This window comes from Bradyrhizobium sp. BEA-2-5, from assembly GCF_032918025.1.
Classification (GTDB): Bacteria; Pseudomonadota; Alphaproteobacteria; order Rhizobiales; family Xanthobacteraceae; genus Bradyrhizobium; species Bradyrhizobium pachyrhizi.
Window position 1 is genome coordinate 3,973,069 of record NZ_CP136629.1, and the last position, 12,941, is coordinate 3,986,009.

Consider the following 12,941-nt stretch of genomic DNA (forward strand, 5'->3'; position numbering starts at 1 on the left):
ATGTTTGCTATGCCGACGCCCAGATCGTGCGAAACCCATCTCGATGTCGTCAGGTTCGGACACAAGCTGCCGCACTTCGCGGATGCGCTCCGGCATCAGCGCAAGATCAAGCTGGTGGCGCTCGGATCGTCCTCGACCGCGGGCGCCGACAACATCCTGCCGTTCCCGCCGCGGCTCGAGATGCTGCTGCGGCAACGCTTCTTCGGCCGGATGATCGACGTGATCAATCGCGGGATCGGCGGGCAGGAGGCGCCGGAGGAATATTCGCGCATCGAGTCCGACGTGACGGCTGAGGCGCCGGTGCTGGTGATCTGGCAGGTCGGCACCAACGCCGTCTACAAGAGCTACAATCCGGCCGAGGTGCGCGCGACGCTGGAGGCGGGGCTCGACGTGCTCGCAGCGCTTCCGCTTGACGTGGTCGTGATGGATTCCCAGTACACGCAGGCGATCGTCGGCACGGAAGCTGCGCTCAATCTCGCCAACGTGATAATGCCGATGATCGCCGAAGTAGCTGCAAGCAAGAAGGTGAATCTGTTCAGCCGGTTCGCGCTGATGAAGCACTGGACCGATGACGGGATTCCACTCGCCGAGCTCGACGATGGCGGGCAGCTTCATACCAGCGAATGGGCGACCAATTGCGTGACCCAGTCGCTGTTCGGCGCGATCGACGACGCATTGAAGCCGGAGGCGATCACGTAAGCCCAACAACGTCGGCCCGACTACGTAAGACTACGGGGTAGGGCCTGTTGGATAAAATTTGCAGCAGTTCTGTAAGTCGTTCGCAGAACCCTTTCCGTAGAAGCGGAACTCCAGCCAAGGCAGGGGTTATGCGAATGGGAAATCTTCCGGATCACGGTTTACCGCTCGTTCAGCTTAAGGAGCAGCGGCGCGATCTCGTGGTGGCGCTGCAAAACCGCAAGGGACCAGTGGGCAGCTGGGAATTGATGCAGATCGCCGCGATCCAGCAGGCGATCTCGGCGTTCGAGGATGTGATTGCCGACCTCGATGCGGAGCTCGAGCTCGAGGCCGCAGCGGCCTGAGCTTTTTTAGTTCAGCCGCGTTTTCTTCACGCGAACCGGTGTGCACGTCGCTCGAAAAGTCGGGCGAACTGATCAGGCCCGCAGATAGCGGCCTTCGAGCGCCTTGCGCTCGGCCTGGCCGAGCCCTAGGCCTTCGTGGAAATAACCGTCGAGGCTGCCATAGTCGGCATCGATCGCCTCGAATGCAGCCTCCAGAAATGCCGCGCGCACGGTGCCGAGCACCTGCTTGACGTCGTCAGGCAGCTCGGTGCTGTGGGCCGGGTCGCGCTTGTAGAACTGATTGGTCAGGAGATAGTCGTCCGCGATCACCTGCTCGGGCACGCCCAGCGCATGCAGGATCAGCGCGCTGGCGAAGCCGGTGCGGTCCTTCCCGGCGGTGCAGTGGATCACCAGCGGCGCACGGTCTTCCAATAGATGAGCAAACAGCGTGCGGTAGCGCGCCGTGTTGTCCTGCACATAACCCCGGTAGGAGTCCCGCATCACGTCGATCGCATCGGCTTCCGAGATCTGACGGTTGCTGGCGATCTCGCGCAGCGAAGCCACTACGGTCGGCTCGACCGGGAGTGAATGCACGGTGACGTCGCTCATGCCGCACAGCGCCTCGGCGCGCTCGGCGACGCCGCGGAAATCGAACGCGCTCCTGACCCCGAGCGAGCGCACCACGGCAACGTCCTGCTCGGTGAGGTGCGCAAGATGGTTGGAGCGGAAGATCTGGCGCCAGCGCACCGTCCGCCCGTCGCGCGTCTGGTAGCCGCCAAGGTCGCGAAAATTGCTGGCGCCGGCGAGATTGAGATGACGGGCAGGGGCTTCGGACATCGGGCGGGCCTGTTGCAGCTGATGAGGTCTTGGCGCAGGAATAGCGGCGCAGACAGGTCTATAACCGGCCCGTTGGGGGGAGAATATGACTTATCGCGGGGGCGCCATTGTCATCGGCGCAATTCTTTTCGAGCTCTTTGGTTCCTCGAACGTGTCGGCGCAGTCCGCCTTCCGGAATTATCATTGCGCTGACGGCACGCAGTTCATTGCCGGGTTCTTCAACGGGGATACGCGCGCGCATCTGCAACTCGACGGCAAGGCGGTGACGCTGAAGAAGCGCCTGTCGCTGACTGGCACGCGCTACAAGGGCGGCGGGGTCACGCTCGAGATCAGCCGGGCCGGGCTTGCCAGGCTCCGGCATGCGAGGCGGCCGGCGACGGCCTGCGAGCTGGCATAAAAAAGGGCCGAAACGCTCGCGTTCCGACCCTTGTTATTCTGCTGCTGTCTGACGTTTTTGCGTCGCGCCCCTCGATCGCATCTGCATCAGTGATCGCGGCCTGGCTTGGCGTCGTCGATGGCCGCCTGATGGTACCAGCTCTCGCTGCAGGCCGAGGTCTCGACCTCAGCGGCGAGTTCGAGCGCGGTCCGCGCCTCGCCGTAGCGGCGTCCGCCGAGAGCCGCGCGGCCTCCTGCCGGGAATTGATAGATTGTTGCCGATCCCTGGATCGGTCCTTGGTTTTGGCCCGTGGTGATCATGTCAAAGTCTCCTTTGGCCGGAGCGAGCCTCCATGGTGCGCCCGACTCATTCGCGTGTGGTTACCGTGTTTTCGATATCGGCCCGGGCTGGGCGGGGTGCAAGTGACCAAGAAATAGTCATTGTTTGGTCAATTCGTGGGCAGATTCGGGTTTGCTTCCTGTGAGGCAGGGTGCAGCTGACCAACGCTTGAGCCGCGACGATGGTTGCGGGGCGCCCGACCGCTGGACGCGAACTGTCACATGGTGCTGCCGCCGCATTAAGCGGCAGGCGATGCCGTAGCCAAATTTGCTGCAGAAACGGGCGGTGGAGGGCGCCGGGAGAAGATTTTGACTGAGCGCGCGCATGCCAGCCGCGCTGCTATGTCGCAGAAAAAAATGCGATCTCCGCTGTGGACATCCGCGGCCGGGCGGCCGCCGCAGTGCAGCGACTGGCATTTTAATTGCTTAGTAAGAGCCGGCCGATGGTGGCCGGGTACGCGTGCGGCGGCCGACTGGCTTTCGGTTCCTCACGGTTTTGCATCATCTACAGAGAGGCTCAATGACCAAGTATAAGCTCGAGTACATCTGGCTCGACGGATATACGCCGACTCCGAATTTGCGCGGCAAAACTCAGATCAAGGAATTCGCGTCGTTCCCGACGCTCGAGCAGCTTCCGCTCTGGGGCTTCGATGGCTCCTCCACCATGCAGGCCGAAGGCCACAGCTCCGATTGCGTGCTGAAGCCGGTCGCGGTGTTTCCGGACGGCGCGCGCACCAACGGCGTGCTGGTGATGTGCGAAGTCATGATGCCCGACGGCAAGACCCCGCATCCGTCCAACAAGCGCGCCACCATCCTGGACGACGCCGGCGCCTGGTTCGGCTTCGAGCAGGAATACTTTTTCTACAAGGACGGCCGCCCGCTCGGCTTCCCGACCGCCGGCTATCCGGCGCCGCAGGGCCCGTACTATACCGGCGTCGGCTTCTCGAACGTCGGCGACGTCGCCCGCAAGATCGTCGAAGAGCATCTCGACCTCTGTCTCGCCGCCGGCATCAACCATGAAGGCATCAACGCGGAAGTCGCCAAGGGCCAGTGGGAATTCCAGATCTTCGGCAAGGGCTCCAAGAAGGCCGCTGACGAAATGTGGATGGCCCGCTACCTGATGCTGCGCCTGACCGAGAAGTACGGCATCGACATCGAATTCCACTGCAAGCCGCTCGGCGACACCGACTGGAACGGCTCCGGCATGCACGCCAACTTCTCGACCGCCTATATGCGCGAAGTCGGCGGCAAGGAGTATTTCGAGGCGCTGATGGCGGCCTTCGAGAAGAACCTGATGGACCACATCGCCGTCTACGGCCCGGACAACGACAAGCGTCTGACCGGCAAGCACGAGACCGCGCCGTGGAACAAGTTCAGCTACGGCGTTGCCGACCGCGGCGCGTCGATCCGCGTTCCGCACTCCTTCGTCAACAACGGCTACAAGGGCTATCTGGAAGACCGCCGTCCGAACTCGCAGGGCGACCCCTACCAGATCGCTTCGCAGATCCTGAAGACGATCTCCGAGGTTCCGACCGGCGCCAAGGCTGCGGCTTAAGTGGCTGCGGGCTAAGCTGCTATCGGACCCGGATGGAGCCATCCGGTACCGCAAATCAGGTCCGCCAGGGCGACAGCCTTGGCGGACCTTCGCTATTTAGCGATACCCTTTGCAGGTGGCGTTCCGCCGAAACCGGTTTCGCTGCGTTATGAACCGCGCTAGATAACGGGTGCATGTTGGCTGCCGGGGACGCGGCGCTTGTTTGAGGGGTTTTACAAGGTCCGGTTCGAACTCGGCGGCGCCGTCGGCCGCAGCGTGATGTATGTCGGCGACGGCAAGATGTTGGGCGGCAACTCGGCGTTCGCCCATATCGGCACCTACGAGAAAGCCGGCGACGAGGTGGCAGTCGAGATCCAGACCGTCCGCCACAATCCCGATCCGACCTACCGCGCGATGGCCGGTACCGATGATGCCACGCTGATTGCCAAAGGCCGGCCGGACGGTGATCTCTATCGCTTCAAGGGCGAGCTGAAGGAGTTGCCCGGCGTGCCCTTCCAATCGGTGATGACGCCGATCACCGGGGAGGACATCCCGATCGCCGGCGGGGTCGGCGAGGGTGGCGTCATCAACGGGCTCTATTCGATCCGCATCCGCGTGCTCGACGGTCTCGACGGAGGCCTCACCGGCGTGATGCTGCTCAACCAGGGCCGCATCCTCGGCGGCGACGCGTCGTTCCACTATCTCGGCAGCTACACCGCCGCGAACGGCCGCTGGAAGGGCCAGATTCTCAACCAGGAGCACACGCCGGCCAAGGACGACCCGATCTTCGGCGGCCACGAGGTCGGCATCGGCTTTGCAGGCACTTGCGACGCCGATGGCGCCGTGCTCGAGGCGACAGCGCTTGCCGGCAAGCGCAGCCTGCGCCTCGCTGCCGCGCTCAAGCTGATGCGGCGGGCGTAGGACATATGGGCAATTCGGTTCGCGTTCTTTCGACGCTGGCGCTGAAGGGCGCGGTCGTGCGGCTAGCCGCCTCCTATCAGGCGGCGAGCGGCGTTGCGATCGACGCCGATTTCGCCCCGACGCTGGCACTGCTCGAGCGCCTGCGCGGCGGCGAGGCCGCTGATCTCGTGATCCTGACCCGCGAGGGTCTTGACGAGACGATCGGCGAGGGCCGCGTTGCGCGGGAGAGCGCAGTGGATCTTGCGCGCTCCTATGTCGGCGTCGCGATGAAGGCGGGAGCCGCGCATCCCGACATCGCGACTGAAGCCGCGTTGCGTGCGGCGCTGCTCGGAGCGAGCGCGGTGGCCTATTCGCGGCTCGGCGCCAGCGGCATCCTGTTCGCGCAGCTGATCGAGCGTCTCGGCATTGTGGAGGCGATCAACGCGCGGGCGGTGATCGTTCCGAGCGGATTCACCGCGGAAAAGCTCGTCAGCGGCGACGCCGACCTTGCAATCCAGCAGATCAGCGAGTTGAAGCAGATCGAGGGCATCGAGGTCGTCGGGCCGATTCCGCTGGATTTGCAGGTTCCGGCGGTGTTCTCCGCCGGCCGCATGGCAGCGTCGCAGCGCGCAGCGGCCGCCGATGATCTGCTGCGCTATCTGTCGTCGGCTGACGTCGCGCCGGTGCTGCGCGAGACCGGGCTCGAGCCATGAATTCGCCCGCACCGCGACGCAACCTGCTTGTCATGTTCAAACCACTTCACGCGATTGTCTTTGCTGCGGCGCTGGCCGCGCCCGTGGTTGCCCAGGCGCAATCGGCCGATCTCGTTCTGTGCGACCGGGTCGCCGCCGATCCCAGCGATCCCGACAAGCCGGCCGACGTGAAGGGCATGGCGGAGATCGCGTCGGCCGACATCGCGACCGCGATCAAGTACTGCGCGGTGGCGGCAAGATCGTCGCGGCGCGCGATGTTCGCGCTCGGCCGCGCCTATGCGGCCAACAGGCAGACCGGAGAGGCGATCGCAGCCTGGCGCAAGGCCGCCGACAAGGGATCGAGCGCGGCCATGGTCGAGCTCGGCGTGGCCTATGCCACCGGCGCGGGTGTTGCCAAGGACGAGGCGCAAGCGCGAAAGCTGTTCGAGAAGGCGGCGCAGGCCGGCAATGCGCGCGGCGTCAGCAACCTTGCGGCGCTCGGCGGCGGGGCGGCGGCTGATCCGGCACGCGCGCGCGAATTGCTTGCCAGGTCTGCCGAGACCAACGCGGAAGCGCAGTACCAGCTCGGCCTGATGCTCTCCGAAGGCACGGGCGGCGCGAAGGACGACGTCGCGGCGCGTGCGCTGTTCGAGAAGGCGGCGGCACAAAACCATCCCGGCGCATTGGAGCGGATGGGTGCCTTCGCGCAGGCCGGTCGCGGCGGGCCGAAGGATAGCGATGCCGCAAAAGCCTATTACGAGCGGGCGGCGGCGCTCGGCGATGAGGATGCCAAGAAGGCGCTGGAGCGGGCCCGCTGTCCCTACGTCATCAAGGACAAGCGCGGCAATCCCGTGACCAATCTGTGCTTCTAAGCAAACTGGAACGCTCGCCGCGGCATGTCGTTGACATGCGAAAGGCATTGGCGAGACGTTGCGATGATCCGCAAACTAAGTTCGGGCGAATACCGCCTCTATTCACGCAAGGTGAATCCGAAGACCGGCAAGCGTCGCAACCTCGGTACGTTCAAGAGCCGTGCAGCCGCCGAGAAGCACGAGCGCGAGGTGCAGTACTTCAAGCGCCACTAGTTCGGACGTTGCGCGACTAGGGCGCTGGGCAGGCCGCGCCGGTCTTCACCCAGGCCTCGACCAGCGCGCCGGCCTGCGCCTGCGTGCCGGGTGCCGGTGCGCGGCCGAAGCCGGGATGCCAGGCCCAGCCCACCAGCGTGTCCTTGCCGATATGCTCGATCAGCTCCTCGACCTTGCGGCCGCCATTCCGCGCGGGGTCGCGGATTTGTGCGCAGATCTCGCCGACGGTCTTGCCGGCCCATGCCATCTCGCGCGGCGCAAGGTGCCATTCCGGGTGGCCCGGCACCCGACCGGGATCGAAATTGGCGTGCTGGTGACAGATCGAGCAGCGCATGGCGTCGTTGCCGTGGCCGTCGGCACCGCGCGTCACCGGCGGCTGATGCATGCGGCTGACATCGCCCTGCCGCGGGCTGTCGCCGGCGGGATGGCAGTTGGTGCAGCGCGGATGCGTCAATACCTTGCCGAGTTCGGTGAAGATCGCCGCCGAGCGCTGCTCGACGTTCTCGATGCCGGCAAAGCTTTCCGGCGAGGCGAGGGCGTGGCTCGCGCTTTCCGACGCCGCGTAGCCTGCGCACAGGCTGGTCGCGAGCGCCGTCAGCACTGCAACGATCCGAAACCGCATTTCCGATGGCATTGCTTGCGCGCTTACTTGCTGGCGGTCAGATAGCGTTTGGAATCGGCGAGGATCACGTCGCGCACAGCCTGGTGATACTTGATGTAGCCGGTGCAGCGGCACAGATGGCCGTCGAGCGCATCCGCAATGACGCTCTCGAGCTGGTCCCGTGCCACCGGCGTCTTTGCCAGCCGTTCGAGCAGCACCTGGCCCTCGTTGAGGAAGCCGGCCGTGCAATAGCCGCACTGGAACGCGAAGTGGTCGATGAAGGCGCGCTGCAACGCCGAGAGCTCGCCGTCCCTGGCGTGGCCCTCGACGGTGCGGATCGCCTTGCCGTCGAAATTCGCGGCGGGTACCACGCAGGTCGGGGTGGTGTAGCTCGTGCCGTCGGGATTATCGATGATGACGGCACAGCTCAGGCATTGCGCGGCGCCGCAGCCGAACTTGGTCCCGGTCATCCCGAGCATTTCCCGAAGGAAATCGTTCATCGAGAGGTCGTCGCGGACCTCGATCGGGCCGTGCTTCTGGCCGTTGATGGTGAGGTTGAGCGTCGTCACGCCAGCGCTCCCTTGAGCAGGCTTGTTGTCACCGGCAGAGAGCGGAAGCGGTGGCCGGTCGCATCGTTGATCGCGTTGAGCAGCGCCGGCACGATCGGGATCATCACCACCTCGGCCATGCCCTTCGGCGGCTCGTCCGGCGTCAGTGGCGGCAGCATCTCGATCTCAAGATCGTGCAGCGGCAGATCGGAGCCGCGCGCGATCAGGTACTGGCCGAGATTCCACTGCCCGTTGCCGGGCCCGCCTTCGAACGGCGGCAAAGTTTCCAGCAGCGCGTAGCCGACGCCCATGGCGAACCCGCCATGCGACTGGCCGAGCACCACTTCGGGCACCAGCGCCTGGCCGCATTCGAACACGCTGTAGGCCTTGGCAATGCGCAAGCTGCCGGTCGTGCGCTCGATCTCGACGCGGACCAGCGTGCCGCACATCGAGGTGTAGGCGGTGCCGATCCGGTTGTTGTCGGTCGGCGGGAATTTCACGCTTGTTCGGTCGATCCGCTCGAATTGGCTCCGGCCACGACGAACAGCGAGCGCGTCGATCTCGGCGCGGTACTGTTCGCCGAACAGGGGGAAGCGCGCGCGCGACCAGGCCCAGCGCGAGAAGCTGTGCGCGATGGCGCCGGTGACGAAGCCGCGCGCATGCGCGGTCGCGGCAAGCTTCGGCAAGGGTAGCGGCGCGAGATCGTCGAGCGCCAGCTGGCCATCCTTCCAGTGCGCCTGGTCCCATTGGCGGGCGCGGGGATCGGCCTTGGCGATGTGCCAGAGCTCGAGCGCCGCCGGCCACAGGCCGAAGCGGAAGATGACGCGGGCCGCCTCGGCCGACGAGTGCGTGCCGACATGGGCGCCGATCGACGCGCTGGTCGCCGAGCTGATCACGGGCACCCAGCGCGTGTTCTTCTCGGCAAGATCCTGGGTCTTCTGATCCATCGTGTAGGGATCGCCCGAGGTGACCAGGCCGAGCGCGTCATAGCTGTCGACCCGAGAGACCGCGACCTCGCCGGCGACGGCGCCGAGATGGCTCGCGACCCGGTTGGCGAGTGCGGTGCCGACGCCATTGCCCATTTCGACATGGTCGCAGTGGATCGCGATCCGTCCCTCGGGATCGATCTCGACCCGGCCGAGCGAGCAATCCGCGCCCGAGCCGTAATCCTTGGTGACGCAGGCGACGCCGGTGCCGACCAGGCGTCCCTCCAGCGCCTTCTGCTTGAAGTCAGCGCGCTGCCGCCAGATCGGATGCTTCTCGAGCTTGTCGAGGATATCTGATGTGCGCACCGATACGATGTAGGGATTGCCGGTCATGGTCCGGCCGTCCTGCTTCAGCGCATTGTTGCGCCGGAACGCGATCGGATCGACCTTGAGCTCGCTGGCGGCCTCGTCGATCAGGACTTCCAGCGCGGTCATGGTCTGCAGCGTGCCGTAGCCGCGCATCGACCCTGCGGTGACGCCGCGCGAATGCAGCGCCACGGTGGTGACGTCGACTTTCGGGATGTCGTAGATGCCGATCGCAGCGGTCGCGGCAACGACCGCGACATTGGCCGAGAAGTTGGCGAGCCCGCCGCCGTCGAGCACATGGTCGGCGGCGAACGCAGTGATCTTGCCGCTGGCGCGATCGATGCCGATCCGCGAGCGCATCTTGATCGGGTGGCGTTTGATGCCGCCCTGGAATTGCTGGTAGCGGTCCTGCGCCAGCCGCACCGGCCGGCCCGGGAGGAACATCGCCGCCAGCGCCACGTAAAGCACGAATGGCGTATGGTCGCGGCCGCCGAAGCCGCCGCCGACATGGGCGAACTGCGCGTTGATGTGCGAGGGCCGGAACGGCGGGCGGGCCTTGCCGAGCATGAAGGCGATCGACTCGGTCGCCTCATAGGGCGACTGCACGCCGAGCAAGAGTTCGAGATTGCCGTTGTTGTCGCTGTACCAGGCGAGACCGCTCTCCGGCTCGAGGAACATCGGATCGACCGACTGGGTCTCGAACTCGCGGTCGAGCACGAGCTGTGTCGGATCGTCCTTGGCGAGCTGGGCGCGGATCGCTTCGCCATGGGTCGCGGCCTTGGCGTAGTCGGCCTTGGTCTCCTTGGCGAGCGGCAGCCAGACCGGCAGCGCCGCGTTCTGAATGCGGCTCGGCGAAACCCAGCCGGCCTGGATCGGCGAATAGACGTCGGGCGCGTCAGGCGTGGCGCCCGCCACGCGCGTGAAGCGATACGCGCCGTAGTTCGGCAGGATGACCGGCCCGGTCTCGTCGCCGAATTTGACGAAGCCGCCGTCGCGCAACGCGAGGCGCGCGCGGTCGAAGGCGTCGAACTGCTCGAAGATCAACAGCGCGACCGGCTGTCCGAGATAGAGCGGCGTCTTGCCGACCGGGCAGAACAGGTCGCCGGTGTAGAATTCCGGGACCCGCGTGCCGATCCGGTCGAGATCGGCAGCGGTCACGATAACCGACGGCTTTGCCTGATCATCGAGACGGGCGAGGTCCATGCCGGCATAGACATGCGTCGCGTCATCGGCGCGGACCAGGATGGCGTGCGCGGTGGTCGCGGGCCAGCCCGGCATGTCGGCGGCGCGAAAGTCGGACGCGTAGAGTTTTGCGCCGGTGACCTTGGCCACGCCGTCGACACGGCCGGCGCCCTTTTCCGCCGGATTGAAATGGCCGTGACCGGGCAGCGTCTCGCGGGTCGCGAAAGCCGGTTCCTTCGCCAGCGCCAGATGCGACAGGCTGACCGAGATGCCGCCTGCCGACAACCACTTCACGAATTCGCGTCGCGAAGGCCGCATGGTCTGATCTTTCATCGACACCTCGACGACGGCATATCGCGCCGGGGTTTAACAATTGGTGCAATGCACGTGAAAGTATTGCGGCAAAGCGAGCACAACCGCAACGTCGCAATAGGTCGTAGGCGTGGTCTCACTTCAGGTCGGCGATGGTGGCCGGTCCCGGACCCGGCGTGATCAGCGTCGGCCACTGCTTGGAGCCGAACGGCACCAGCGGCGGCAGGAAGGCCGTCATGCCGCGCTTCTTGGTCTCGGCGATGATCGCCTCGCGCGCATCGCCCCCCATCAGCTCATAGTCCATCAGGTGATAGCTGCCGAAAAACAGCGCGCCGACCGAGCGGTCGGCGATGATCCGGGTCAGCGACTCCAGCATGTCCGACGGCGTCGTGGTGAAGGAGATCGTCTCGATCAGCATCAGGCGGCTGTTGATGGCGTCAGGCCCGAAGAACTGGGCCAGCACGCTGAAGATCACGTTGTTCTGCCGCGCCACATAGATCGTGTTGCTCGCGCCGTAGGTCTTGTCCCAGTCGGCGCCGAGCTGGGATTTCCAGTCGGCCATGACTGTCATCCAGTGCGCGACCTGGGTCTGCGCAGCCCAGGCGACGTTCCTGGCGAGCAGCGGCGCCTGCTTCTTGCCGAACGCCTCGAGCGTCGCGAAGAGGATCGCGCCGGCGGTGAGGCATTCATCCATGAAGGCGATGTTGTTCTTGAGGATGGCGCGGTTGTTGTCGCGCCAGTCCGCCTGCATCGGCGTAGCATCGAGCCCGTCGAGCGCCGACTGCATCCGGCTGCGATAGGCCTGCATCGACCCGCGCCACGCCTTGTCGTCGGGATTGTTGACATAGGGGCCGACCACCTCGGCCAGCGCCATCGTGCTGTGGCCGACCGATTTGAGCAGCTGATAGACGATCGGCACCTGCGGCGCTTCGGTCGGCGGCTTGCCCGGCCGGTACAGGATCAGGCGGCCGCCGGCGCCGGAGAACAGGCCGAGGATCACGGGGTGTTTGTCGAGGATGTTCTTCTGGAAGATCCGCGCCGCATCGCCATAGAGCTCGAACATGCCGGTGTTGAGCGCCAGCACGTCCTTGGTCGCGACGGCGGCCGGCGTTGATGAGGTCTTGCCGGAGATCGGCCCCATATAGTCGGGCAGCGACTGCGCCAGGGCAGCACCGCCACTGCCGAGCAGCAGCGCCAGCGCGGCGGCCAGGCCAAAGCGATTGATCATGTGATGCTCCTCGAAGCCTCGCCTGTGTCGAGGCCGGGTGCGGCGCTCGACCATTGGCGGAATGCGCAAATGCTTGGACACAATGAACTGAGATAGTGGAGGACCGGCAGACCAGATCCCGCGTGACGCAGTACGACGCGGGCGGTGCCTACAGCTAAGCGACGAATTGGCTGCTGTCCACACCCGGACATTGCGGGCTTGCCTGCGCCAAAAGACGCAATGGTGCGGCGTTCGGCCCGGTGCTATGTGGCGAACAGAATCAATTTTATTTTTTTGGATTTTTGCGTGCTCAACGGACTTTACAAGGTCGAGTACGGCATCAACGGCGCGTTCGGCTGCAGCATCATGTGCCTGCACGACGGCAAGATGCTGGGCGGCAATTCGGGCTTTGCGCATCTTGGCACCTATCAGGTGACGGAAGGCGAGATCGCCGCCGAGGTGATCACCGAGCGCCACAATGACGATCCGAACTTCAAGCCGCTGATGGGCGCCGACGTCACCGTCATCAAGGTGCGCGGCAGGAGCGAGGGTTCCACCATCCTGCTCGAGGGCAAGGCCGACGCCATGCCGGACGGCGTGTTCTGGGCGAATTTGGCGCCGCTCGACGACGAGGCCTTGCCGCCGCGCGGGGCGGTTGGTCCCGGCGGCATTGTCAACGGACTGTACTCCATCCATCTCCGCGCGCTTGATGGGGTCGACGCCGGACTCTCCGGCGTGATGCTCCTGATCGACGGCCGCATCCTCGGCGGCGATGCGTTCTTCTACTATCTCGGCTCTTATTCCTCGGCGGACGGCCGCTGGAAGGGCGAGATCGTCAACCAGGAGCATACCTCGGCGAAGGGCGAGTACCCGGTGTTCGGCGGTTATGAAGTCGGCATCGGCTTCGCCGGTTCGTGCCGTGCGGATGGTGCCGAGCTCGAAGGAATTGCGCTGGCCGGCAAGCGCAGCCTTCGCCTGTCGGCCGAACTGCGGCTGATGCGCCGGGCGTAACGAGAGC

The 12,941-nt window shown here is 65.3% G+C and carries 15 protein-coding genes; 9 read left to right on the forward strand and 6 right to left on the reverse strand.

Going from position 1 to position 12,941, the window contains the following annotated elements; genetic code table 11:
* Nucleotides 1–9: 9 nt before the first annotated feature.
* Nucleotides 10–699, forward strand: coding sequence for an SGNH/GDSL hydrolase family protein (locus RX327_RS18420; RefSeq protein WP_050386612.1), 690 nt, complete (start codon nt 10–12; stop codon nt 697–699).
* Nucleotides 700–833: 134 nt separating this feature from the next.
* The gene (locus RX327_RS18425) at nt 834–1,040 is read left to right on the forward strand and encodes a hypothetical protein (protein WP_035634033.1); all 207 of its coding nucleotides are present in this window, start codon (nt 834–836) and stop codon (nt 1,038–1,040) included.
* 72 nt (nt 1,041–1,112) lie between these two features.
* On the opposite strand, the gene RX327_RS18430 is transcribed toward RX327_RS18425, so the two are convergent.
* The gene (locus tag RX327_RS18430; RefSeq protein WP_317251071.1) at nt 1,113–1,856 is read right to left on the reverse strand and encodes a tyrosine-protein phosphatase; all 744 of its coding nucleotides are present in this window, start codon (nt 1,854–1,856) and stop codon (nt 1,113–1,115) included.
* Nucleotides 1,857–1,941: 85 nt separating this feature from the next.
* On the opposite strand from RX327_RS18430, the gene RX327_RS18435 reads away from it, so the two are divergent.
* Nucleotides 1,942–2,253, forward strand: a complete 312-nt coding sequence (locus tag RX327_RS18435) for an MliC family protein (protein ID WP_028332324.1) — start codon at nt 1,942–1,944, stop codon at nt 2,251–2,253.
* Nucleotides 2,254–2,339: 86 nt separating this feature from the next.
* On the opposite strand, the gene RX327_RS18440 is transcribed toward RX327_RS18435, so the two are convergent.
* On the reverse strand, nt 2,340–2,552 hold the full coding sequence (locus RX327_RS18440; protein WP_050386610.1) for a DUF2735 domain-containing protein: 213 nt from the start codon (nt 2,550–2,552) through the stop codon (nt 2,340–2,342).
* A 538-nt stretch (nt 2,553–3,090) separates the two neighbouring features.
* Between RX327_RS18440 and RX327_RS18445 the strand changes: the two genes are divergently transcribed.
* The 5 genes from RX327_RS18445 (at nt 3,091) to RX327_RS18465 (ending at nt 6,781) form a co-directional block, all read left to right on the forward strand.
* Nucleotides 3,091–4,125, forward strand: a complete 1,035-nt coding sequence (locus RX327_RS18445; protein ID WP_317251072.1) for a glutamine synthetase beta-grasp domain-containing protein — start codon at nt 3,091–3,093, stop codon at nt 4,123–4,125.
* Nucleotides 4,126–4,323: 198 nt separating this feature from the next.
* Nucleotides 4,324–5,025, forward strand: coding sequence for a GrlR family regulatory protein (locus RX327_RS18450; protein ID WP_317251073.1), 702 nt, complete (start codon nt 4,324–4,326; stop codon nt 5,023–5,025).
* A gap of 5 nt (nt 5,026–5,030) precedes the next feature.
* A complete protein-coding gene (locus RX327_RS18455; RefSeq protein ID WP_050386608.1) occupies nt 5,031–5,717 on the forward strand; it encodes a substrate-binding domain-containing protein in 687 nt (228 codons plus the stop codon).
* A gap of 32 nt (nt 5,718–5,749) precedes the next feature.
* The gene (locus RX327_RS18460; RefSeq protein ID WP_317251277.1) at nt 5,750–6,568 is read left to right on the forward strand and encodes a tetratricopeptide repeat protein; all 819 of its coding nucleotides are present in this window, start codon (nt 5,750–5,752) and stop codon (nt 6,566–6,568) included.
* Between the two features lie 63 nt (nt 6,569–6,631).
* A complete protein-coding gene (locus RX327_RS18465) occupies nt 6,632–6,781 on the forward strand; it encodes a hypothetical protein (RefSeq protein ID WP_211985139.1) in 150 nt (49 codons plus the stop codon).
* Between the two features lie 16 nt (nt 6,782–6,797).
* On the opposite strand, the gene RX327_RS18470 is transcribed toward RX327_RS18465, so the two are convergent.
* The 4 genes from RX327_RS18470 to RX327_RS18485 form a co-directional block, all read right to left on the reverse strand.
* Nucleotides 6,798–7,415, reverse strand: a complete 618-nt coding sequence (locus RX327_RS18470) for an Isoquinoline 1-oxidoreductase subunit (RefSeq protein WP_082190759.1) — start codon at nt 7,413–7,415, stop codon at nt 6,798–6,800.
* 11 nt (nt 7,416–7,426) lie between these two features.
* Nucleotides 7,427–7,951: a (2Fe-2S)-binding protein gene (locus tag RX327_RS18475; RefSeq protein ID WP_028332318.1), complete on the reverse strand. Its 525-nt coding sequence runs from the start codon at nt 7,949–7,951 to the stop codon at nt 7,427–7,429.
* Complete coding sequence (locus RX327_RS18480; RefSeq protein WP_317251278.1) at nt 7,948–10,722, reverse strand: xanthine dehydrogenase family protein molybdopterin-binding subunit; 2,775 nt, start codon at nt 10,720–10,722, stop codon at nt 7,948–7,950. The genes RX327_RS18475 and RX327_RS18480 overlap by 4 nt, the downstream gene beginning before the upstream one ends.
* A gap of 130 nt (nt 10,723–10,852) precedes the next feature.
* On the reverse strand, nt 10,853–11,944 hold the full coding sequence (locus RX327_RS18485; protein ID WP_050386606.1) for a hypothetical protein: 1,092 nt from the start codon (nt 11,942–11,944) through the stop codon (nt 10,853–10,855).
* Nucleotides 11,945–12,229: 285 nt separating this feature from the next.
* Between RX327_RS18485 and RX327_RS18490 the strand changes: the two genes are divergently transcribed.
* Nucleotides 12,230–12,934, forward strand: coding sequence for a GrlR family regulatory protein (locus tag RX327_RS18490; RefSeq protein WP_317251074.1), 705 nt, complete (start codon nt 12,230–12,232; stop codon nt 12,932–12,934).
* Nucleotides 12,935–12,941: the final 7 nt, after the last annotated feature.